Origin of the sequence: Alcaligenes sp. (assembly GCF_050255915.1) — a bacterium.
Lineage (GTDB): Bacteria > Pseudomonadota > Gammaproteobacteria > Burkholderiales > Burkholderiaceae_B > Alcaligenes > Alcaligenes aquatilis.
On the sequence record NZ_JBFWIQ010000001.1, the window covers coordinates 100,688 to 124,078 of the forward strand.

The window sequence follows — 23,391 nt, forward strand, 5'->3', positions numbered from 1 at the left end:
TCATGACGCTGGTACATCGATCCGTGCTGTTGGAGCCTACGGTGGCGGCCCTCGTGGATCCGTCCTTTGAGGCCCGGCGCTGGGCGCAAAACCCTGAAATCCAGGGCCTGGTCGATGGGGTGTACGTCGATTGCACCTTTGGTCGTGGTGGTCATAGCCGGCTGCTGTTGTCGCACTTGAGCCCGCAGGGGCGCCTGATCGTGATCGACAAGGACCCGCAGGCCATTGCCGTGGCCCAGGAGCTGGCGGCACAAGATAGCCGTGTCACGGTTGTACATAGTGGTTTTGGTGATCTGGCCCAGGCTCTGGACGAGCTGGAGGTGGGGCCATTGCAAGGCGTCATGATGGATTTGGGCATTTCCTCGCCACAAATCGACGACGCACAACGAGGTTTCTCTTTTATGCGCGAAGGTCCCTTGGACATGCGCATGGATACCAGCGGTGGTTTGACCGCTGAACAGTGGCTGGCCGAGGTCAGCGTGGAAGTTTTAAAGGAGGTCATTGCAGAATATGGCGAAGAACGGTTTGCTTTCCAGATTGCAAAGGCGATTGTTGATCGCCGCCAATCCCGCCCGCTACATACAACGCGTGATCTCGCCGAGCTCGTCGCCGGTGTCGTCCGCACGCGCGAAAAGGGTCAACATCCGGCAACCAGGACCTTCCAGGCTATACGGATTTACCTCAATCGTGAGCTCGAAGAGCTCGCGTACGCGCTTCCGTCAATTCTGAGTCGATTGGCGACTCGGGGCAGGCTTGCGGTGATTGCATTTCATTCACTGGAGGACCGCATGGTCAAACAGTTCATGAACGCAGCTGCGCGTCCCGCGCAGGAACAGTCACGTCTACCTATTCTTGAAAAAGACTTGCCCCAGCCTCTGGTGCAGTCTTTGGGCAGAATCTTGCCCACCGACCAGGAGTCTAGCGACAACCCCCGAGCCCGCTCGGCGGTATTACGTGTGGTGCAACGCACCGACACCCCTATCCCCCAGGACTGGATGCGCAGCGCCAGCGAGCGTCTGCTGCAACAGGCCGCCTATAGCCGCCAGCCTGCTGGCAAGCGAGGCCGCCGATGATGCGCCTGGTCATCACCCTCTCTTTGGTGTTGATGCTGTCGGCCATCTCTTTGGTGACGGCGCGCTATCAGGCGCGCGAACTGTTTGTGCAAACCGATCGTCTGGTCACCAAAGCCGGTGAACTGGATACGGACTGGCGTCGTTTGCAACTGGAGCGGGCCGAACTGGCTCGTAATGCCCGGGTGGATGATATTGGCCGTAATGAATTGGGCCTGGTGCTTAGCTCTCCTGAGCGCACTCTCTATGTGCAAGGTGGTCAGCTCAGCTCGACGCTGGCGCAGCCCGGAGCGCAGCCATGAAACGATACGGCTATCACGAGAATCCCGCCCTGAGCGTGCAGATGCCATTTTGGCGTTCGCGTTTGGTGCTGGTTCTGTTATTCCTGGGTTTCGGCGCCCTGATCGTCAAGGCTTTGTACTTGCAAGGCCTGTCTACTGAATTCTTGCAGCAACAAGGCGAGCGTCGCTACGAGCGCACCCAGGTGTTGCCGCCCATGCGTGGCAAGGTGTTTGATCGCAGTGGTTCGGTGGTGCTGGCCTCCAGCGTGCCGGTCAAGGCAATCTGGGCTATTCCTGATGATGCCCGTAATGCCAAGCCCGAGCAGATCGGACAATTGGCCAAGCTGTTGGGCATGGGTGCATCCGATATTGAGCGCCGTTTGTCCGTCGAGGACCGTAATTTTGTTTACATCAAGCGTCAGGTGGACGTCGATGTGGCTGCCCAGATTGCCGAACTGAAAATTCCAGGCATTCACCAGCAAGAGGAAATGCGCCGTTTCTATCCCGAAGGGGAAGTCATGGCGCATATTCTGGGCTTTACGAATATTGAGGACCAAGGTATTGAAGGCATCGAGTTGGCCTTTAATTCTGCCTTGTCCGGCACTCCTGGTTCGCGTCGTGTGATTCGTGACCGTTTGGGCCGTGTGGTTGAAGACGTACGCGCTGTCATCCCGCCTACTCACGGTCAGGATTTGCACCTGTCAGTTGACGCTGGTTTGCAATTTGACGCTTATACCGCCCTGAAAAAGGGGATGGAAGATGTCAAAGCCAATGCGGCTGCCGCTGTGGTCATGGATGTAAAAACCGGGGAAATCCTGGCCCTGGTGAATCTGCCTACCTATAACCCTAATGACCGGGATGACCGCAAAGGGCCAGCTCTGCGTAACCGTGCCTTGACCGACACCTTCGAGCCCGGTTCCATCATGAAGCCCTTTACGGTGGGGTTGGCGCTCGATATCAACCGCATTACCACGGCCACCCTGTTCAATACGGGTAATGGTCAGTATCGCTACCAAGGCAATGTGATCAGCGATGTCAGCCGTCACAATGGCACCTTGGATGCTGCGGGAATCTTGCGTCGCTCCAGCAATATCGGCATGACCATGATTTCCGAGCGTCTGACATCGCAGGAAATGTGGAACAAATTTACCGAGCTGGGTTTTGGCCGTTCTCCGCAGGCCGACTTCCCCGGTATTGCCAGCGGACGACTACGTCCGTGGGAGCGCTGGCGTCCTATCGAACGCGCCACCATGTCCTACGGTTATGGCCTGTCGGTTTCCCTGCTGCAAATTGCCCACGCCTATACGGCGTTTGCGCGTAATGGCGATATGGTTTCCATGACCTTGCTCAAGCGCGAGGGCAAACCCGCCAGTGTTCAGGTTTATACCCCTAAAGTGGCGGCGGAACTGCGCGCCATGCTGGAAGATGCGGCCGGCCCGGCCGGCGCCCGTCTGGCTCAGGTGCAAGGTTATCGCGTCGCTGGCAAGAGCGGTACGGCCCGCAAGATTGTGGATGGCCGTTACAGCAAATCTCTGTATCGCGGCTCTTTTGTAGGCTTTGCGCCCGTCTCTGATCCTCGCATTGTGGTGGCCGTCACGATTGACGAGCCACATAGTTCCAATTATTACGGCGGGCGTATTGCCGCGCCGATTTTTTCAGAAATTGTGGCCCGGAGCTTGCGACGCCTAGGTGTCCAGCCTGATGCGCCCATAGATTCGCTGGTGGCCGTTGGCCCCGGTGCGGAGAATGTACGATGAACGCCGCAGCAATACTGGAGTGGCTGGCGCAGCATGTAGCGCCCACGGCTAACCTGTGTTTGGATTCCCGCCAGATCAAGGCGGGTGATGCGTTTTTTGCCTGCCTTGGTCATCAAGGTGATGGTCGTGAGTATGAAGTTCAGGCTGTGCAACAAGGTGCGGTTGCGATTGTGCGTGAGCAGGGCGATCAGGCGGTGGATCCCGGCGTACCTGTTTTGCAGGTTGCCAACCTCAGTGCCTTGTTGGGTGAAGTGGCTCATCAGTGGTGGGGCCGCCCTTCCGAGGAAATGACGGTTGTCGCGGTGACCGGTACCAATGGCAAGACCTCCACGGTGCAGTGGGTGGCTTCGGCTCTGAATCATTCCCAAGTGCCTTGCGGCACCATTGGTACGCTGGGCGTGACCTTGCCTGACGGCTCCAATCTGGGTGGCGTACTGACGACGCCGGACGTACTGACCGTACATCGCAGCTTGGCCGCCATTCGCGCCCAAGGTGGTAATGCCGTGGCGCTGGAAGCCTCGTCGATTGGCCTGGAGCAAGGCCGCCTGGACGGTGTCCGCATTGATATTGCCGGGTTCACCAACCTGACGCATGACCATCTGGACTATCACCACAGCATGGAAGAATACAAACAGGCCAAGCTGCGCCTGTTTAGCTGGCCCGGTCTGCGTAGCGCCGTTGTGAATGCGGACGATGAAACCGGCCGTGAGCTGATGCAGTCCGGCTTGGCTGCTCGTGTGATTTCGTATTCCATGAGCCAACCGGAGGTGGATTTGTTGGCACAGGATGTGCATACCGGGGCTGATGGCCAGGTATTCAACCTAGTCACCGCGCACGGTACTGCACAGATTTTGACCCACCTGCTGGGCGAGCATAACGTGGCCAACCTCCTGTTGGTGGCCGGTGTGCTGCAAGAGGTGGGCTGGCCCGTCTCCAAGATCGCTCGCATCATGGACAAACTGGAGTCCGTTCCTGGTCGCCTGCAAATTGTGACGCCCAAGAGCACCGCTGGCCGCCAGCCTCTGCCTTTGGTCGTGGTGGATTACGCTCATACCGCTGACGCGTTGGAGCGTGCCCTGCAAGCACTGCGTGAAGTGGCCAGTGTGCGGGGTGGCAAGCTGATCTGCGTATTTGGTTGTGGCGGTAACCGCGACACCAGCAAACGCCCCATCATGGGTGAAATAGCCGCCCGTCTGGCCGACGGCGTGCTGGTGACGACTGACAATCCTCGTTTTGAAGATCCTGCCGAGATCATTCGTCAGATTGTGGCTGGTATGCCTGAAGCGCCTGCCGTACAAATGGATCGCGCCCGCGCCATTCTGTCCTCAATCTGGGCTGCCAGTCCTGACGATATTGTGCTGCTGGCCGGCAAAGGGCATGAAACCTATCAGGAAGTGCAGGGCGAACGCTCTGTGTTTGATGACTGCGACTGGGCCAAAGCGGCCTTGCTGTGGTTGCGTGGTGTGCGTTTGAGCACCGACTCCCGTAGCTTGGCCAAAGGGGATGTTTTCCTGGCTTTGAGTGGTGAGCAATTCGATGGTCACCGCTATTTGGAGAAAGCCAAAGAGCAGGGCGCTGTTGCCGCCATCGTGGCTCAACGGGATACCGAAGTTGAACTGCCCCAACTTGTACTGGGTGATACACGCCGTGCCTTGATGACCTTGGCCACCGAATGGCGTTCGCGCTTTGATATCCCTGTCATCGGCGTGACCGGTAGCAATGGCAAGACCACGACCAAGGAAATGATTGCCGCTATCTTGCGCGCCTGGTTGGGCGAAGCAGAAAGCCTGGCAACTCGCGGCAATTTGAACAACGATCTGGGCGTACCCCTGTCCATCCTGCGTTTGAGCTCCGAGCACAAGGCTGCCGTTCTGGAGATGGGCATGAACCATCCCGGCGAAATCGCCGTGCTGGCGTCCATGGCTCGCCCCACGATTGCCCTGATCAATAACGCACAGCGCGAACATCAGGAGTTCATGCACAGCGTGGAAGCGGTGGCTCGTGAAAACGGGGCCGTTATTGATGCGCTGCCTCTAGACGGCGCGCTGGTCATTCCTGATGACGATGCTTTCAGTGCGATGTGGGCCGAACAAGCCGGTCAGCGCACCGTGTTGCGCTTTGGCCTGAGTGGTCAGGAGACGGTATTTGCAGCCGATATGTTTGTCGAGCCGGCCCAAACCCGTTTTGTGCTGCACGTGGCAGGGCAGTCCTGCGCCTTGACCTTGAACAGCCCTGGTATTCATAACCTGCGTAATGCCTTGGCGGCTGCCGCTTGCGCCCATGCCGCCGGTGCTCCTTTGAGCGCGATTGCGCAAGGTCTGGAGAGCTTTCGTCCTGTCTCGGGACGGATGCAGCCCAAGCAGTTGTCTTCCGGTTACCAGTTGATTGATGACACTTACAACGCCAACCCGGATTCGGTGCGCGCCGCGATTGATGTGCTGGCACAGCTGAAAGGACGCAAGGTGCTGGTGCTGGGCAATATGGCCGAGATCGGTGACAACAGCTCTGAGTTGCACGCGGAAGTTGGTGCCTACGCCAAAGAGCGTGGCATGGATGAATTGCTGACCTTGGGTGGCGATGCCAGCCATGCTGCTCAGGCTTTTGGTGCACGTGCGCATCAATTCGAGACGCTGGAGGACATGGTGGCGTACCTATTGGCTTTGGAGCCGTCCCATGTGTTGATCAAGGGTTCGCGCAGTGCTCGTATGGAGCGTGTGGTTGCCGCCTTGGAAAGCCATTTCTCCCATAACGAAGGGGCCACTCATGCTTCTTGAACTGGCACGCTGGCTATCGGACGATCATATTCGCGCCTTTGGGGTGTTTGAGTACATCACCCTGCGTGCTATTTTGGCCAGCGCCACCGCGCTGGCAATTGGCTTGTTGGCAGGTCCCTGGGTTATCCGCAAGCTGACCGAACTGAAGATCGGTCAGGCTGTACGTGCCTACGGTCCGGAATCGCATTTGCAAAAGAACGGTACCCCCACCATGGGCGGTGTTTTGATCCTGATCGCTATCGGTATCAGCACCTTGCTGTGGGCAGATTGGACCAATCGTTTTGTCTGGGTCGTTTTGCTGGTGACGTTCGGTTTTGGCTGGATTGGTTGGGCTGACGACTACAAGAAAGTCGTCAACCGTGACCCCGAGGGAATGTCCTCACGTCAGAAATTCTTCTGGCAAGCCCTGATCGGTATGGTGGCGGCCGTGTACCTGAGCTTTGCCGTTTCGGTGCCTGCCAATACCGAATTGTGGCCCCTGTTCAAAGAATGGGTCTTGAGCGGCTTCACCATGTCATTGCCGACCCAGGCTGATCTGATCGTGCCGTTCTTCAAGTCTGTGAGCTACCCCCTGGGAGTGCTGGGTTTTGTCGTGTTGACCTGGGCAGTGATCGTGGGCTCCAGCAATGCCGTCAATCTGACAGATGGTCTGGACGGGCTGGCGATTATGCCTACCGTGCTGGTGGGCTCCGCACTGGGCATTTTTGCCTATGTGGTCGGCCGTGTGGACTACTCCAAATATCTATTGTTTCCCTATATTCCCGGTGCGGGCGAATTGCTAGTGATTTGCGCGGCCATCGCTGGTGCGGGTTTGGCTTTTCTGTGGTTTAACGCGTATCCCGCGCAGGTGTTCATGGGCGACGTAGGCGCTCTGGCTCTGGGGGGGGCGCTGGGTACGATCGCTGTGATCGTGCGTCAGGAAATCGTGCTGTTCATTATGGGTGGCGTGTTTGTGGTGGAAACCTTGTCGGTGATGTTGCAGGTGACCTGGTTCAAGTACACCAAGAAACGTTACGGACAAGGCAGACGAATATTTCGTATGGCACCGCTGCACCATCACTTTGAAGTCAGCGGCTGGAAAGAAACACAGGTAGTGGTCCGTTTCTGGATCATCACCATGATGCTGGTCATGATTGGCCTATCTACATTGAAACTGCGATGAATGCCTTGAGTTTTCCTTCGATCCGTAAAGACGGTCTCATGCTTATCCTGGGGTTAGGCGAGACTGGCTTTGCTGCGGCTCGTTGGTCTTTGGCTCAGGGGGCTAGCATTCGTTTGGCGGATACGCGCGAAAACGTGCAAGGTCTGGACAAGCTCCAGGCCTTGACTGGCACGGCTCTGGATGTGCGTTTGGGGCAGAGCGCTTTGCAGGCCGATAGCCTGAGCGGTGTACACACGGTGGTGATCAGCCCCGGTCTGTCGCCAGTGGATCCTGTCTTGGCTGACTTTTTAGCTCAGGCACGCGATCGTGGCATTGAAGTTATTGGCGAGATCGAGCTGTTCGCTCGTGCCCTGAAAGATTTGGCCGATCAAGGGCATGAAAGCCGCGTAGTGGCCATCACCGGCACCAATGGCAAAACGACGGTCACTGCCATGACGCGCCACTTGCTCGAACAAGCTGGTGTCGCTGCGCTGGCTGTGGGCAATATCAGCCCTGCTGCGCTGACCGCCTTGTGCGACGCTCTGGAAAATAACGCTTTGCCTCAAGTCTGGGTGCTGGAACTGTCCAGCTTCCAACTGGATAGCACCTTTAGCTTGCAGGCGGATGCTGGCGTTGTACTGAATATTTCGCAGGATCATCTGGACTGGCACGGCGGCATGGATGCCTATATCCAGTCCAAACAACGTATGTATGGCATGTGCGATGTGACCTTGGTCAATCGCGATGACCCTGCCGTCATGGCCATGATTCCCGATGCCGGTCAGGAGTCGGTGCGCAGCTTCGGTCTGGACAAGCCCGCTTTGCTGGGCGATATGGGCTTGTTGACGGATGGCGGTATGCAGTGGCTGGTGGCCAACGAGCCTACCGATTTTGAGCTGCCTGCCACCGGTCTGAAAAAACGTAATGCGCCGCTTGAGCCCGCCGTGCGTGGCAAGGGCGGCTTGAAGCGTCTGATGCCGGTTGAGGCTTTGCAGATCAAGGGCCGTCATAACGCCTTGAATGCTCAAGCAGCTTTGCTGCTGGCTCGCTGCCTGGGGCTGGGTTGGGCGGAGTTGCTCAATGGCCTGCGCACCTATCAAGGCGAGCCGCACCGTGTAGAACTGATTCGTGTGCTCGATGGTGTTCAGTATCTGGATGACAGCAAAGGCACCAACGTTGGCGCGACTGTCGCGGCCTTGCGTGGCTTCGATCAGCGCGTCTGGCTGATTGCCGGTGGGCTGGGCAAGGGCCAGGATTTTGAGCCGCTGGCTGTGGCTGCTGCCCAAAATGTGGCTGAGGCCTTTCTGATTGGGCAGGACGCCAAGCAGATTGCTGCTGTTCTAGCCGCACACGATGTTCGTCACCGTTTTTGTGATGGTCTGGAAGCTGCGGTGCAGGCAGCCGCCGAACAGGCCCGCTCGGGCGATGTGGTCTTGCTGTCCCCGGCGTGCGCCAGCATGGATATGTTCAAAAGCTATCACCATCGTGGCATGTGCTTTGTTGCTGCCGTGACCGAGATGGCGTTGGACAAAGGAGAGTTGGCATGAGCCTGTTTGCTGAGCTGACCTCAGGTGTCAATGCGGTGCGTCCTGGACGTACTGCATTGCCTGTGCTGGATCGTCCCTTGCTGACCGCCACACTGATGCTGACTCTGTTCGGTTTGCTGATGGTGTATTCCGCTTCGATCGCTTTGGCAGACGGACCGCGTTATGAAAGTTATGGCCGCTATTACTTTGTAATACGTCACGCCCTGTTCATCGTAGTGGGTGTGGTGCTGGCCATGTTCACGGCTACGGTTCCCTTGCGGGTGTGGCAGAAGCTGGCTGTGCCCGTGTTTGCACTGGCTATTTTCCTGTTAGTGGTTGTTTTGATCCCCGGAATTGGCCGAGAAGTGAACGGTGCACGCCGCTGGCTTCCATTGGGCATCATCAACTTTCAGCCTTCGGAGCTGATGAAAGTGGCCATGGTGCTGTATGCCGCTGACTACACGGTGCGCAAACAGCAGCATCTGCATGCTTTCGTGCGAGGGTTCCTGCCTATGGCGGTGGCCTTGGGGTTGGTCGGTGTACTGCTTTTGATGGAGCCCGATCTCGGTGCCTTCATGGTCATCGTGGCTATTGCGGTGGGCATTCTTTTCATTGGTGGGATTAACGGAAAATTGTTCTCTGCCTTGCTGGGGATTATGGTCAGCAGCTTTCTTTTGCTGATCTGGCTCTCGCCTTGGCGTCGTGAGCGTCTGTTTGTGTATCTGGACCCCTGGAATCCTGACAATGCCTATGGCAGTGCCTATCAGTTGTCGCACTCACTGATTGCTTTGGGCCGAGGTGAATGGTTTGGCGTGGGCTTGGGCTCCAGCGTGGAAAAACTGCATTACCTGCCTGAAGCCCATACCGACTTTATCGTTGCCGTTATTGGCGAGGAACTGGGCTTTGTGGGCGTTGCAGCCTTGGTCCTGACCTTTGGTTTTGTTATCTGGCGCGGCTTCAATATTGGTCGTCAGGCCTGCGCCATGGATCGTTTGTTCAGTGGTGTGGTTGCTCAAGGTGTGGCGCTTTGGTTTGGCGTACAGGCCTTTATCAATATTGGTGTCGTGTTGGGCCTCTTGCCGACCAAGGGCCTGACGCTGCCTTTGGTCAGCTATGGTGGTTCGGGCATTGTGATGAATCTGGTGGCTTTTGCCTTGTTAATGCGGGTTGATTTTGAGAACCGGCAAATGATGCGAGGTAAGCGCACATGAGCACTCCAACCATCCTGATCATGGCTGGCGGTACAGGTGGGCACATCATGCCCGGACTGGCGGTGGCCCAGGCCATGCAGCAACGTGGCTGGCAAGTGGTGTGGTTAGGTCATCCCGAGCGCATGGAAGGTAGCTTGGTCCCCCAGCATGGGATTAAAATGCTGCCTCTGCGATTTTCCGGATTACGAGGCAAGGGCGTGAAGGCATTGCTCTCTTTACCCTTTACCTTGATCAGTGCCTGCTGGCAGGCACACCGTTGCTTGCAGCAAGCCAAACCTGATGTGGTTTTGGGAATGGGTGGCTATGTCGCCTTCCCGGGTGGCCTGATGGCTTTTGTGTCGCGCCGTCCTTTGGTTGTGCATGAGCAAAATGCGGTGGCCGGTACGGCCAATCGCTACTTGGCCAAAATGGCGACCAGTGTATTGACCGGTTTTCCGGGTGCCTTGCCTGGCGCTGTGACGGTTGGCAACCCTGTGCGTGATGCCTTCGTAGGTCAGGGCCCCGCTGCGCAACGTTATGCCAAACGGACAGGACCGCTGCGTATTCTGGTGGTGGGCGGCAGCCTGGGGGCGGCAGCACTGAACAAGGTGGTGCCTGAGGCCATGGCACTGATCCCTGCCGAGCAGCGTCCGCATGTCACACACCAGTCCGGTCAGCAGCATCTGGAGAGCTTGCAGCAACGCTACGCAGATCATCAGGTACAGGCGGACTGTAAAGCCTTTATTGGTGATATGGCTCAGGCCATGAAAGAGGCCGATCTACTGATTTGTCGTGCCGGGGCCATGACGGTGGCCGAAGTCGCCGCCATCGGTGTGGCGGCCTTGTTTGTGCCTCTGCCACACGCTATTGACGATCACCAGAGCGCCAATGCCCGTTACCTGAGCGAATGTTCGGGCGCGTGGCTCAAGAAACAATCGGAGTTGACGGCCCAGTGGCTTGCACAATGGTTGCAAGGACTGGACCGTGAAGAATTAAGTCGCGTGGCCAGCCACGCGCAAGAACATGCACAGTTGAATGCCACGCAGCAAATTGCCGAAGCATGTCAGCAGGCGGCAAGGAGGGTGGAATGAAACACCGCATTCAACATATTCATTTTGTAGGGATTGGCGGCTCGGGCATGAGCGGCATTGCCGAAGTCATGCTGAACCTGGGTTTTGCCATCAGTGGTTCGGATATCCAGGAAACGGCGGTAACTCGTCGCCTGGAGCAGCTCGGTGCCCGTATTGTTATCGGTCACAAGGCTGAAAACGTCGCTGGCATGGGCGCTATTGTCACTTCCACCGCCATTGCAGGCGACAACCCCGAAGTTCTGGCTGCGCGTGCAGCCCGCATCCCTGTGGTGCCACGCGCCCTGATGCTGGCCGAGCTGATGCGCTTAAAGCGCGGTATCGCCGTGGCCGGCACGCACGGCAAGACCACCACCACCAGCTTGGTGGCCAGTCTGTTGGGGGCCGCTGATCTGGACCCGACCTTTGTGATCGGTGGTCGCCTGAATTCGGCGGGCGCCAATGCTCGTTTGGGGCAGGGTGATTACATCGTGGTGGAAGCCGACGAGTCTGACGCCTCCTTTTTGAATCTGTTGCCGGTGATGGCCATCATCACCAATATCGATGTAGACCATATGGACACCTATGGTCATGACGTTGCCCGACTGAAAAGTGCGTTTATCGATTTCACGCATCGCCTGCCGTTTTACGGCAGTGCCATTGTGTGCAATGACGATGCGAATGTGCGCGAAATCATTCCTTTTGTATCGCGCCCTGTCACCACTTACGGTATTGATACCGATGCTCAGGTCCGCGCGATCAACATCGAAAGCCGTGGCACCACCATGTGTTTTGATGTGCAGCGCAAAGGGGCAACAGGTGAGCTTCCTTTGCTGTCCGTGTGTCTGAATCTGCCCGGAAAACACAATGTACTCAATGCCTTGGCCGCTATTGCAGTAGCCACTGAATTGGGTGTCAGCGACGAGGTCATTGCCAAAGGCCTGAAAGAGTTCACCGGTGTGGGCCGTCGCTTCTCCATGGTGGGGGACTTCCCGGTTTCCCAGGCGCAAGGCGGCGGGACGTTTACCGTTGTTGACGATTATGGTCACCATCCTGTCGAAATGGCTGCTACCTTGGCGGCCGCACGGGGTGCTTGGCCTGATCGCCGCATTGTGTTGGCGTTCCAGCCACACCGCTATACGCGTACCCGTGATTGCTTTGAAGATTTCGTGCAGGTACTTAGCCAGGCTGACGCTGTCCTCCTGGGTGAGGTCTATCCCGCAGGCGAGGCGCCCCTGGTGGCCGCCGATGGCCGTGCCTTGAGTCGCGCCGTGCGCGTACTGGGCAAGGTCGAACCTATTTTTGTGGCCGAAATCAGCGATATGGCACAAGCCGTTCTGGACTTTGTCCGTGATGGTGATGTGGTGTTGGTAATGGGTGCAGGATCCATCAGCCGGATTCCTGCTCAATTGGGAGAAATGGCATGACAGCGGATTTTGGTCGGGTCGGCGTGTTGTACGGCGGCAAGTCCGCCGAACGGGAAGTGTCCTTGATGTCTGGTGCAGGCGTGCATGAAGCTCTGTGCAGCATGGGGGTGGATGCGCATTTGTTCGATATGGGCGAGAAAGGACTGACCGAACTGGCTCAGGCCGGTTTTGATCGCGTGTTCATTGCTTTGCATGGTCGTTACGGCGAAGACGGCACCTTGCAGGGGGCACTGGAATGGATGGGTATCCCTTACACCGGTAGCGGTGTGATGGCCTCCGGTCTGGCCATGGACAAAATCATGACCAAGCACGTCTGGCAGCATCTGGGTTTACCCACCCCTGGCTTTGCGCAATTGGATCATGTCAGCCAGGTTGCCGCTGCGGTGGAACGTCTGGGTGTTCCCCTGATCATGAAGCCGCCTCATGAAGGTTCGACTGTGGGTGTGGTGCGTGTGGATCGCGCCGAGGACGCTGTTGCCGCCTTCGAAACGGCTATGCATTACGACACAAACGTGTTGGCAGAGCAATTCATTCGTGGTCGCGAGCTGACAGTGCCCATCATCGGCGTGGGTGCCCAGGCGCGTGCCTTGCCTGTGATCGACATTGTGGCTCCGCAAGGCAATTACGACTTTGAACACAAGTACTACTCGGACGAAACCCAATACTTCTGTCCTGCTGATCTGTCGCCTGAACTGACGGCGCATATTCAGGACCTCTCGGTTCGTGCATTTAATGCACTGGGCTGCGAAGGCTGGGGCCGTGCCGATTTCATGCTGGACGAGCAGAACCGTCCCTGGTTGCTGGAGATGAACACCTCTCCTGGCATGACCAGCCACTCTTTGGTGCCTATGGCGGCCAAAGCGGAGGGTATTAGCTACGCCCAGTTGTGCGTGAACATTTTGGCAACGGCACGCTGCAAAGTGCAGGCCATTGCTCGCAGCCTATAGAGCGTGGAGTCTGAGTCATGTTTTCCGATGCCCGTCTGACCAACCTGATCGCCAATACGCTGGCTTTGCTAGCGGTATCGGCATTGGTGATCGGTGTTGTGGTTTGGGCGGTGCGTCGTCCGTACTTCAATATCGAGCGCATTCAGATCGAGTCCTCGCAAGGCGAACGTCTGGCCTACGTCACTCCAGAAGGGGTGAAAGCCACGATTGCCGGTCGTTTGCAGGGAAATTTCTTTACGGTAGACCTGGATCAGTCTCGCGCTTTGGTTGAAACGGCCCCTTGGGTGCGACGCGCGCAAATTCGCCGCGTCTGGCCCAACAGCCTGTCGGTACGGATTGAAGAGCAGCAGCCACTGGCGTATTGGAATGAAGACGAGATGATCAACACCTGGGGTGAGTCATTTTCGGCTAATAAAGCGGTGGTGCCCGATGATGTGGATTTACCTCAGTTAAGTGGCCCTCCGAACTCGGAGCGTCTGGTGGTGCAGCGCTATGCCGAGCTGGCACGCTGGTTTGGCCCATTGGATGTGCAAGTCAGTGAAGTGACCTTGAGCCCGCGCTATGCCTGGGATGTGGTTTTGTCGAACGGTGTGCAGTTGAGCCTGGGCCGCGACCCGGCGGCTGATATCGCCGACCCGCACGGCCGAAAAGGGGCCTTGCCCTTTGCGGTTCGTGTCGAACGATTTGTGCAGGCCTGGCCTGCCTTGATGCAACGGCTTGGCGACCGTGCTTTGCAAAGTGCCGATTTACGTTACCCGAATGGCTTTGCGATAACGCTGGCTCCGGTTTCATCTACCCCTGTGAAGTAAAGAATATATGACTCGTGACATCAAAGACCTGATCGTTGCATTGGACATCGGCACCAGCAAAGTGGTTGCGGTGGTGGCCGAAGTGCTGCCGGAAGGCCGGTTTGAAGTGCTTGGTCTGGGCCAGCATGAATCCCAGGGCATGCGCAAAGGGGTGGTCGTCAATATCGAGACGACAGTCAATTCCATCCAGCGCGCTTTGGAAGAGGCGGAGTTGATGGCCGATTGCAAGATCCGTGAGGTCTACACCGGCATTGCAGGCAGCCACATCACCAGCTTTAACTCCAGCGGCATGGTGGCGGTGAAGGACAAAGAGGTGACAGCCACCGATGTGGCGCGCGTGATCGAAACGGCCAAGGCCGTGAACATCCCCACCGATCAGCAGGTGCTGCACGTGCTGACGCAGGAATTCATCGTGGACTCGCAAGAGGACATTCGCGAACCCATCGGCATGAGCGGTCTGCGTCTGGAAGTGCGGGTGCACATTGTGACTGGTGCGGTCAGCGCGGCGCAGAACATCGTCAAATGTGTGCGCCGTTGCGGCCTGGAAGTGCAGGACCTGATTTTGCAGCCTTTGGCCTCCAGCCTGTCCTGCCTGACGGCGGACGAAAAAGAGCTGGGCGTGGTGCTGGTCGATATTGGCGGTGGTACGACCGATATCGCCATCTACACCGGCGGGGCTATCCGTCATACCGATGTAATCCCGATTGCGGGCGACCAGATCACCAGCGATATTGCCGCCATGTTGCGCACCCCCACGCCAGATGCGGAAGAGATCAAGCTGCGCTTTGGGGTGGCCAAGCAGTCGCTGGCGCATCCGGAGGAAATGATTGAAGTGCCCGGTTTGGGTGATCGCCCTAACCGTCAGGTCAAGCGTCAGGCTTTGGGTGCGGTGATCGAGCCGCGTGTGGAAGAGCTGTTCACCTTTGTGCAGCAAAGTCTGCGCGAATCGGGTTACGAAGACTTGTTGTCCTCGGGCATCGTGCTGACCGGTGGTACGGCCATGTTGCCGGGCATCGTGGAACTGGCCGAGGACGTATTCCTGAAACCAGTGCGTATCGCTGTGCCCAGCTATGAAGGCAGTTTGGCTGATGTGATGCGTAACCCTCGTTTTTCGACGGTGATGGGGCTGTTGACCGAAGCTCGCCTGCAAAGCGCTCGTGGCCGCAAAGTGGCCCAGCAAAAAGGGAGCGTCAAAGGTCTGATGGCACGCATGAAGGAATGGTTCATGAATTAAGGGCGTTGCAATACGCTCAGGTCGGGCAGCCTGAAAGGGCGGTCCAGGAGGCAGTTCAAACCGGGTGCGAACCCCTTGGTTGGCAGATGTTTTGAGCTGATTCCAAATTTCAGTTGTATCGGGGAAGTACGTAGGAACTTGACTAATTAAGTGTTTGAGTGGGAGTCAATCATGATGAACTTTGAAATGTTAGATACCAGCGGTAGCGGCACGGTCATTAAGGTCGTGGGCGTGGGCGGCGCAGGCGGCAACGCTGTGATGCATATGATCAAGTCTGGTGTTCAGGGCGTTGATTTCATCTGCGCCAATACTGATTCGCAGGCTCTGGCCAGCAGCGATGCTCCTATCCAGATCCGTCTGGGCCGCAGTGGCTTGGGTGCCGGTGCCAAGCCTGATCAAGGCCGTGCGGCCGCTGAAACTGCTCGTGAAGAAATTCGCGCCGCACTGAACGGTGCCAATATGGTGTTTATCACGGCCGGTATGGGCGGTGGTACCGGTACGGGCGCCAGCCCCGTTGTGGCTGAAGTGGCCAAGGAATTGGGTATTTTGACCGTGGGTGTGGTCACCAAACCTTTCTCCTTTGAAGGCAACCGCCGCTTGCGCATGGCCGAAGAAGGGATCGAGGAGTTGAGCAAGCACGTTCACTCTCTGATCGTTGTATTGAACGAAAACCTGTATGACTTGATGGATGAGGACGCCACGCAGTCCGATTGCTTCAAGGCCGCTGACGATGTCTTGCACAATGCCTGCGCTGGTATTGCCGAGATCATCAATGTTGAAGGTAACGTGAACGTCGACTTTGAAGACGTGAAAACCATTATGGGCGAGCAAGGCCAGGCCATGATGGGTACGGCAGTGGCTTCCGGCTCGAACCGCGCTCGTGAGGCGGCTGAGCGTGCCATCGCTTGCCCATTGCTGGAAGGGGTGGATTTGCACGGTGCCCGCGGCATGTTGGTGAACATTACGTCCTCCTCGTCCCTGAAGATGCGCGAAACGCGCGAAATCATGGACACGATTCGTGGCTATGCGGCAGAAGATGCCACCGTTATCTTCGGTACCGCTTACGACGAGTCCATGGGTGACAGCCTGCGTGTTACTGTTGTGGCTACCGGCCTGGGTCGCAAACAAGCGCGCCCACAGTTGGTACAAAACAACGAAGAAGTGTTACGTACAGGTACGGACAATATGCCTGTCATCGGCGCTGATTACGCCAACGCTGATGTACCTGCTGTCATTCGCAACCCACGCAGCCAGGCTTCGGCTCAGGTGCGCGCGTTGGAGACCGCCGGTATGGATCACTTCGATATTCCGGCGTTTTTGCGCAAGCAGGCTGATTAAAAATCAGGTTCGGCGATTACCCGAGTCGCCAATTTGATTTCTCCCACGACTCCCCCTGGGCGTTCGCGCTCAGGGGGTGTAAGTGCTTTGTCGTGCTCTGGTGTTTGATGCTTGGCAATGACGCAGGTTTGAAGAAAGCCTATAGTGGATAACCCGTATTACGGTTACAATAGTCTTTGCGAACAACACTTTACAAATACAAGAATAGCTATGCTTCGTCAGCGCACCATCAAAAATGTCATCAGTACCAAAGGAGTCGGCTTGCACTCTGGTCGTCGTGTCGAACTGACACTGCGTCCTGCTGCGCCTGACACGGGTATTGTGTTTCATCGTGTTGATTTGCCCGAAATCGTGGATTTACCCGCTCAGGCAGACAAGGTCGGTGGCACACGTATGGCTTCGGTGCTGATCAAGGATAATGTCCGGGTGTCGACCGTGGAGCATTTGATGTCGGCCATTGCTGGTCTGGGCATCGATAATCTGCACGTGGACCTGACGGCTGAAGAAGTCCCCATCATGGATGGCAGCGCCGGTACGTTTGTGTACTTGTTGCGTTCAGCGGGTTTGCAAGAGCAGGAAGCGGCCAAGAAGTTTTTGCGTGTCCTCAAGCCTATTGAAGTTTCTGAGGGCGAGGGACAGGACATTAAATGGGCTCGTCTGGAGCCCTATGAAGGCTTTGCCCTTCAGTTCTCTATCGATTTTCATCACCCGGCTATTGATGCAACGGCCAATTTTGCCGAGGTGGATTTTGCGCATGACTCGTATGTGAAGACCATTTCCCGTGCGCGCACCTTCGGGTTCGCCAGCGAAGTGGAAGCCTTGCGTGCGGCAGGTCTTGCCCGTGGTGGCAGTTTGGACAATGCTATCGTCATGGACGAGTACCGCGTCTTAAACAGCGATGGTCTGCGTTACGAGGACGAGTTCGTCAAGCACAAGATTTTGGATGCTATTGGCGACTTGTACCTGATTGGCCATCCCCTGATTGCGCGCTATGTGGCGTGTAAATCTGGCCATGGTTTGAACAATCAGTTGGCGCGCGCCTTGCTCGCCGCTCAGGATAGCTGGGAACTGGTGACTTTCGAGTCCGCTGCCAGCGCACCCCATGCATTTTCCAGCGAGTGGAAATTCGCCTGATACTTGTCTAGGGTTTCGATCGTGGTGCTTTGTTTAGCCACGATGATGGCGCAGCAAGCGTTCGATGGCTTGCGCCAAGGGACCTTGAGGCAATGAATCATGGAGCTTTTCGAATGATTCCAGGGCCCGCTCGTCCAGGACTTGTACCTGGCGTGTGGGCTTTTCTGTCACGCTTGCAAACAAATGGGCTTGCACGTGAACCAGCGCCTCGTTAATGTTCCAGCCAGCGGCATTCATCTTCCGTATGACTGTAGGTAAAAGCTGGCGTAGCTTGGCCGCATGCGCCGCGCTGGGAACTGCCAGCGTCAATTGCTGTCTGTCTATACGGGCTACTTTACAAGCCTTGCCTAAAGCTGGTGGCAAGGCTTTGCTTACATGGGTCTGAGCCGCCATCAGCTGCCGGGCCATTTCCAGTACCTGGGAACCTTGCTGGTCGCTGGCCAGCCAACCCAAAGCGTGGCTTTGCCCGCTACTGCGTTTTGGCGCGGATGAGGAAAAAGGAGGCTTCCAGGACATGTTCGAGGTTATACGAGAGTGGATCAACATAAAGACTATACGTCCTTAGATGCCAAAGCCAAAGGGGTGCGCCGTACGGTGATCGCCCTGGTGGCCTTGGTGTCGCTGGGCGTTTCCGCAGCGGCGGGAGCTCTGGTGCAGTCGCACTGGGGTGAACGCAGCGGTGTGTCGCTGGATGCGGATATGGCCCAAAGCCAGGCCGCCGCCATGCAGGACAACGTTACCCGCCTGGCTGAGAAAGTCGGCGGTTTGCAGGCCAAGCTGATCGAGATGGATGGTGTCAGCAAGCGCGTGGCCAAGGCTGCCGGGATCGAGTATACCGATCCGGAGCTGGCCGGTGCCATGCCCGTGCAGGATCTGGCCGTCATGGACAGCATGGATGGCGCTGACCTGGTCTGGAACGCCGACCGTTTGGGCGAGCAGCTGGATAATCTGGCCAAACAGATGTCCGAGCAGCAGGATTGGTTCCAGATGCTGGATACGGTGCTGACCGAGCGCACCGGCAACGAAGCCCGTCTGCCCAATTACCGTCCGGTGGATTATGACGAGGTGGCTTCCTCCTTTGGCTGGCGTCGTCACCCGATTTCGGGTCGCCACGCCTTGCATGAGGGGCTGGATTTCCCGGCTCCCAAGGGCACGCCTATTTATGCGGCTTCTGGCGGAGTCGTGTCCGAAGCCCGCTATATGACAGGCTACGGCAAGCTGGTGGAAATCAATCACGGCAATGGCATGAGCACGCGATACGCCCATGCGTCATCAATCGTTGTTAAATTAGGCGACGTAGTAGAAAAAGGGCAGTTGATCGCCCGTGTTGGATCTACTGGCCAGTCCACAGGCTCACACCTGCACTTTGAAGTGCGTATGGCCGGACATGCCCTGGATCCCAAGCTTTTTCTGCCGGCGCGTGAGTACGTAGAGCAGCAAGTCGCGCAATTGGATTCGGACAAGTAGTTCCGTCTTGCAGCATGTGCGTTAAACTGATTGTTTGCTTGCGCATCCCTTTTAACCAGAGATAGGCTCGAGGCACAGATTCAAGCCCTTGCGGCCTCGCCTACATTGACGACACAAGAATGGTTTCATTGCTGAAAAAGCTTATTGGCAGTCGTAACGACCGACTGCTCAAACAGTACCGTAAGCAGGTCGCCCAGATTAATGCTCTAGAGCCTACTATTCAGGGCCTGAGCGATGAGGCCTTGGCAGCCAAGACGCAGGAGCTGCGCCAACGTGTTCAGGATGGCGCCTCGCTTAACTCGCTCTTGCCCGAGGCGTTTGCCGTCGTGCGCGAAGCGGGTATCCGTGTGTTTGGCATGCGCCACTTTGACGTGCAGATGCTCGGTGCCATTGCTTTGCACAATGGCAAGATTTCCGAAATGCGTACGGGTGAGGGCAAGACCCTGACCGCCACCCTGGCCGTGTACCTGAATGCACTGTCCGGCAAGGGCGTGCACGTGGTGACCGTCAACGATTACCTGGCACGACGCGATGCGAACTGGATGGGCCGTCTGTACAACTTCCTGGGTCTGAGCGTGGGCGTCGTAGTTCCCCAGCAAGACAATGCCGAGAAGATTGCTGCCTACCAGGCCGACATTACCTACGGTACCAATAACGAATTTGGTTTTGACTACCTGCGCGACAATATGGAATACCGCGCCGAGGATCGCCGCCAGCGCGGTTTGTCCTACGCGATTGTCGACGAAGTTGACTCCATCCTGATTGACGAAGCCCGTACACCGCTGATCATCTCCGGCCAGGCCGAAGACAATACCGAGCTGTACGTGCGCATGAACGTGGTCCCGCCCATGCTGACACGCATGACGCAAGAGCCTCGTCCCCACGAGCCCGAGCCCGAAGGCGACTTCTGGGTCGATGAAAAGGGCCAGCAGGTTCATATTTCCGAAGCCGGTCACGAACGTGCCGAGCAGATCCTGACCGAAATCGGTCTGCTGCCCGAAGGCGAGTCGCTGTACGAGCCACGTCACATTTCCCTGATGCATCACCTGATGGTCGCTCTGCGCGCCCACAACCTGTTCTTCCGCGATCAGCAATACGTGGTTCAGGACGGTGAAGTGGTGATCGTGGACGAGTTCACGGGCCGTTTGATGGCCGGTCGCCGCTGGTCCGATGGCTTGCATCAGGCCGTGGAAGCCAAGGAAGGCGTTCGCATCCAGAACGAAAACCAGACCCTGGCGTCGATTACCTTCCAGAACTACTTCCGTATGTATGACAAGCTGGCTGGCATGACCGGTACAGCAGATACGGAAGCCTACGAGTTCCAGGAAATCTACAGCCTTGAAACCGTCATCATTCCACCGAATCGTCCGCTGGCCCGCAAGGACCAGAACGACCAGGTCTTTAAAACCGATGACGAGAAGTTCAACGCCATTCTGAAAGACATACAGGACTGCCACGAACGTGGTCAGCCTGTTCTGGTGGGCACCACCAGCATTGAAAACTCCGAGCTGATCTCCACACGACTGAACGCCGCGGGTGTCAAGCACGAGGTGCTGAACGCTAAGCAACACGCCCGTGAAGCCGATATCGTGGCTGAAGCCGGTATGCCGGGTCATGTCACCATCGCTACCAATATGGCCGGTCGTGGTACCGATATTGTGTTGGGTGGCAGCATCGAGCGTCCGATTGCCCAGGTTCGGGAAGACGAGTCCCTGAGCGCCGAACAGAAAGAAGCCAAGATCCAGGCTATCCGCGCCGCGTGGGAGCCTTTGAACCAGCAGGTCAAACAGGCTGGTGGTTTGCGCATTATTGGTACCGAGCGTCACGAGTCCCGCCGTATCGACAACCAGTTGCGTGGTCGTGCCGGTCGTCAGGGTGACCCAGGTTCCTCGCGCTTCTACCTGTCGCTGGAAGATTCGCTGATGCGCATCTTCGCCGGTGACCGGGTGCGCGCCATCATGGAGCGTCTGCGTTTGCCAGAAGGCGAGCCTATCGAAGCCCGTATGGTGACTCGTTCCATCGAGTCGGCCCAGCGCAAGGTCGAGGCCCGCAACTTCGATATTCGTAAACAGCTGCTGCAGTATGACGACGTGGCCAACGATCAGCGCAAGGTGATCTACGCCCAGCGTAACGAAGTGCTGGAGTCCGCTGATATTACCGACACCATCAGCAGCCTGCGTGAAGCGGCTGTCAGCCGTCTGTTCCGTGAATACGTGCCGCAAGACACGATGGAAGAGCAATGGGATATCCCTGGCCTGACTACTGCTTTGCAAAGCACCTTCCAGATTGAGCTGCCTTTGGCTGAAATGCTGGAGAAAGAATCCAATCTGACTGACGATGATTTGCACGATCGCGTTATCGATGAGTCCCAGCGTCTGCTGCAAGCCAAGATTGATATGGTAGGCCAGCCTAACTGGGGCAACTTCGAGCGTTCGGTGCTCTTGCAGTCCATTGATACGCAATGGCGTGGCCATTTGCAGGCTCTGGATCACCTTCGTCAGGGTATTCATCTGCGTGGTTACGCCCAGAAAGACCCCAAACAGGAATACAAGCGCGAAGCTTTCGAGCTGTTCTCCGACATGCTGGACCGTGTGCGTGATGAAGTGGTCAAAGTGCTGATGACCGTGCGCATCCAGACACCGGAGCAGGTTGAGGAAGCGGCTGTTGAAGCACCCGCCAACTCCAATGTCCGTTTCCATCATTCGGATTACGACGCTGCCCTGAGCGGTGAAGATCCCGGTCTGGATGAAGCAGCCAAGGGTGAAGTGCCACGCGTGGGTCGTAATGATCCTTGCCCGTGCGGCAGCGGCAAGAAATACAAGCAGTGCCACGGACGCTTGAACTGATTTTGACTCAAGCCGCCCAGCCTGCTGGCTGTTAGCAGCAAGCCCCATGCGCCTCTCTGGCCCATGGGGTTTTTTCTTGGATTCCCATTTTGTTGCTGCGGACTGATTTCGGAATGGGCATATTGCGGTCATGCAGGGTTATTTTTCCCTGTAAGCTACAGGGCGCAGCCTGGTGTTACCGGCTGCAGCTTATCGTTTTCTCTGTGTATTTCCTCTATGACAACATCTCCCTTATTGCATCGAGTTGCCCTGATCGGGGCGGGCGAAGTCGCGCGTTTTTATGGTGCCGCCTTGAAGTCGGCGGGTGTGCAGGTGCCGTTTATCCTGGTGCGCCGGGAGAGTGCCCCAGCCAGTGAGCTGGCTCATCAATTGGGGGCGCAACTTTGCTTGCAGGCGGATGCGCGTTGGCAGGACCTGGATGGGGTGTTGTCCGCCGTGACGGGTACACAGGCAGACGTGGTGGCCAAGACTGTCATGCCGTATTTGTCCGCAGGGACGCTGTATATGGATTTGTGTACAGCCGAGCCTCAGGCGATGGAAAGCATGGATGTCTTAGCGCGACAGCATGGAGTCGAGCTGGCTGACCTGGCGATTATGGGTTCTGTGCCCTCTACAGGCGCTCAGACGGCGTTGTTGGCCGCCGGGCAAGGGGCTGGTAGGGCTGCGGCGTTTTGGCAGGCTCAGGGGGCTCCTGTGCGTATTTTGTCGGGGCAGGCCGGGGATGCGATGCGCTTGAAGCTGTTGCGCAGCCTGATGACTAAGGGCTTGGAAGCGTTGGGGATTGAAACTCTGATGCTGGCCGAGCAAATGGGGCTGCGGGACGAACTGTATGAGGTGCTGGAGGATTTGAACCAGCGGGGCTTGCAGGACTTCATGGAATCCTGCTTGCGCAGCCATCTGGTTCATGGTGTGCGCCGCCGTGACGAAGTTCTGCAAGTACGCCGCCAACTGGATCTGGCAGGCATTGCACCCAGAGTGACCAATGGCGTGCTGGATTTCTTTGAACATACGGCACAGACTGAGTCGTTACAACGAAGTCAGGTTGTGGAGACGAAGGAGAGTCTGGAGGTCTTTTTGGAAGAGGCCCGATCGTCGTCCCCCCGTTCTTAGTTGCTTGGAAGGTCAGTTTGGCGCTTGCGTCAGGTGCTTGGCGTCTGAGTTTGAGGCCACTTGTGGGATTGGCTATCAAGATTTTCCCCTGAGAAGGATAAAGAGCTTGTGCTTAATGAGATGAAGCAAACATACTGAAAGCCAAGGAGCCAAGGAGCCAAGGAGCCAAGGAGCCAAGGAGCCAAGGAGCCAAGGAGCCAAGGAGCCAAGGAGCCAAGGAGCCAAGGAGCCAAGGAGCCAAGGAGCCAAGGAGCCAAGGAGCCAAGGAGCCAA

At 57.1% G+C, this 23,391-nt stretch carries 18 protein-coding genes; 17 read left to right on the forward strand and 1 reads right to left on the reverse strand.

The features are described 5' to 3' along the window. Positions 1–2 precede the first annotated feature (2 nt). The 14 genes from rsmH (at position 3) to lpxC (ending at position 17,695) form a co-directional block, all read left to right on the forward strand. Positions 3–1,073, forward strand: coding sequence for a 16S rRNA (cytosine(1402)-N(4))-methyltransferase RsmH (rsmH, locus tag AB7E06_RS00465; protein ID WP_094195746.1), 1,071 nt, complete (start codon positions 3–5; stop codon positions 1,071–1,073). Beyond that, complete coding sequence (gene ftsL / locus AB7E06_RS00470) at positions 1,070–1,372, forward strand: cell division protein FtsL (RefSeq protein WP_094195747.1); 303 nt, start codon at positions 1,070–1,072, stop codon at positions 1,370–1,372. The genes rsmH and ftsL overlap by 4 nt, the downstream gene beginning before the upstream one ends. Continuing rightward, a complete protein-coding gene (locus AB7E06_RS00475; RefSeq protein ID WP_094195748.1) occupies positions 1,369–3,108 on the forward strand; it encodes a peptidoglycan D,D-transpeptidase FtsI family protein in 1,740 nt (579 codons plus the stop codon). The genes ftsL and AB7E06_RS00475 overlap by 4 nt, the downstream gene beginning before the upstream one ends. Continuing rightward, positions 3,105–5,882: a bifunctional UDP-N-acetylmuramoyl-L-alanyl-D-glutamate--2,6-diaminopimelate ligase MurE/UDP-N-acetylmuramoyl-tripeptide--D-alanyl-D-alanine ligase MurF gene (gene murF, locus AB7E06_RS00480; RefSeq protein ID WP_094195749.1), complete on the forward strand. Its 2,778-nt coding sequence runs from the start codon at positions 3,105–3,107 to the stop codon at positions 5,880–5,882. Before AB7E06_RS00475 ends, murF begins: the two co-directional genes overlap by 4 nt. Further along, positions 5,872–7,044: a phospho-N-acetylmuramoyl-pentapeptide-transferase gene (gene mraY / locus AB7E06_RS00485; protein ID WP_094195750.1), complete on the forward strand. Its 1,173-nt coding sequence runs from the start codon at positions 5,872–5,874 to the stop codon at positions 7,042–7,044. Before murF ends, mraY begins: the two co-directional genes overlap by 11 nt. After that, entirely contained in the window at positions 7,041–8,570 is a 1,530-nt protein-coding gene (murD, locus tag AB7E06_RS00490) for a UDP-N-acetylmuramoyl-L-alanine--D-glutamate ligase (protein WP_094195751.1), read from the forward strand. The genes mraY and murD overlap by 4 nt, the downstream gene beginning before the upstream one ends. Next, positions 8,567–9,760, forward strand: coding sequence for a putative lipid II flippase FtsW (gene ftsW / locus AB7E06_RS00495; RefSeq protein ID WP_264672457.1), 1,194 nt, complete (start codon positions 8,567–8,569; stop codon positions 9,758–9,760). The genes murD and ftsW overlap by 4 nt, the downstream gene beginning before the upstream one ends. Next, complete coding sequence (gene murG / locus AB7E06_RS00500) at positions 9,757–10,830, forward strand: undecaprenyldiphospho-muramoylpentapeptide beta-N-acetylglucosaminyltransferase (protein ID WP_108728034.1); 1,074 nt, start codon at positions 9,757–9,759, stop codon at positions 10,828–10,830. Before ftsW ends, murG begins: the two co-directional genes overlap by 4 nt. Further along, positions 10,827–12,233, forward strand: coding sequence for a UDP-N-acetylmuramate--L-alanine ligase (murC, locus tag AB7E06_RS00505; protein ID WP_094195754.1), 1,407 nt, complete (start codon positions 10,827–10,829; stop codon positions 12,231–12,233). The genes murG and murC overlap by 4 nt, the downstream gene beginning before the upstream one ends. Further along, entirely contained in the window at positions 12,230–13,180 is a 951-nt protein-coding gene (locus AB7E06_RS00510; protein WP_094195755.1) for a D-alanine--D-alanine ligase, read from the forward strand. The genes murC and AB7E06_RS00510 overlap by 4 nt, the downstream gene beginning before the upstream one ends. A gap of 17 nt (positions 13,181–13,197) precedes the next feature. Further along, a complete protein-coding gene (locus AB7E06_RS00515; RefSeq protein WP_094195756.1) occupies positions 13,198–13,989 on the forward strand; it encodes a cell division protein FtsQ/DivIB in 792 nt (263 codons plus the stop codon). 7 nt (positions 13,990–13,996) lie between these two features. After that, entirely contained in the window at positions 13,997–15,223 is a 1,227-nt protein-coding gene (gene ftsA / locus AB7E06_RS00520; RefSeq protein WP_189391907.1) for a cell division protein FtsA, read from the forward strand. A gap of 171 nt (positions 15,224–15,394) precedes the next feature. Continuing rightward, a complete protein-coding gene (gene ftsZ, locus AB7E06_RS00525; RefSeq protein ID WP_094195757.1) occupies positions 15,395–16,561 on the forward strand; it encodes a cell division protein FtsZ in 1,167 nt (388 codons plus the stop codon). Between the two features lie 210 nt (positions 16,562–16,771). Beyond that, positions 16,772–17,695 (forward strand): UDP-3-O-acyl-N-acetylglucosamine deacetylase, encoded by a 924-nt coding sequence (gene lpxC, locus AB7E06_RS00530; RefSeq protein ID WP_094195758.1) that lies wholly within the window; start codon positions 16,772–16,774, stop codon positions 17,693–17,695. 33 nt (positions 17,696–17,728) lie between these two features. On the opposite strand, the gene AB7E06_RS00535 is transcribed toward lpxC, so the two are convergent. Then, positions 17,729–18,211 (reverse strand): DciA family protein, encoded by a 483-nt coding sequence (locus tag AB7E06_RS00535; RefSeq protein WP_427954686.1) that lies wholly within the window; start codon positions 18,209–18,211, stop codon positions 17,729–17,731. Positions 18,212–18,229: 18 nt separating this feature from the next. Here AB7E06_RS00535 and AB7E06_RS00540 point away from each other — a divergent pair, with 18 nt between their 5' ends. From AB7E06_RS00540 to AB7E06_RS00550, 3 genes are all read left to right on the forward strand, one after another. Continuing rightward, positions 18,230–19,162 (forward strand): M23 family metallopeptidase, encoded by a 933-nt coding sequence (locus AB7E06_RS00540; RefSeq protein ID WP_042483466.1) that lies wholly within the window; start codon positions 18,230–18,232, stop codon positions 19,160–19,162. Positions 19,163–19,281: 119 nt separating this feature from the next. Then, positions 19,282–22,008 (forward strand): preprotein translocase subunit SecA, encoded by a 2,727-nt coding sequence (gene secA, locus AB7E06_RS00545; RefSeq protein ID WP_042483468.1) that lies wholly within the window; start codon positions 19,282–19,284, stop codon positions 22,006–22,008. Positions 22,009–22,224: 216 nt separating this feature from the next. Continuing rightward, positions 22,225–23,118 (forward strand): DUF1932 domain-containing protein, encoded by an 894-nt coding sequence (locus AB7E06_RS00550; protein WP_166727025.1) that lies wholly within the window; start codon positions 22,225–22,227, stop codon positions 23,116–23,118. Positions 23,119–23,391: the final 273 nt, after the last annotated feature.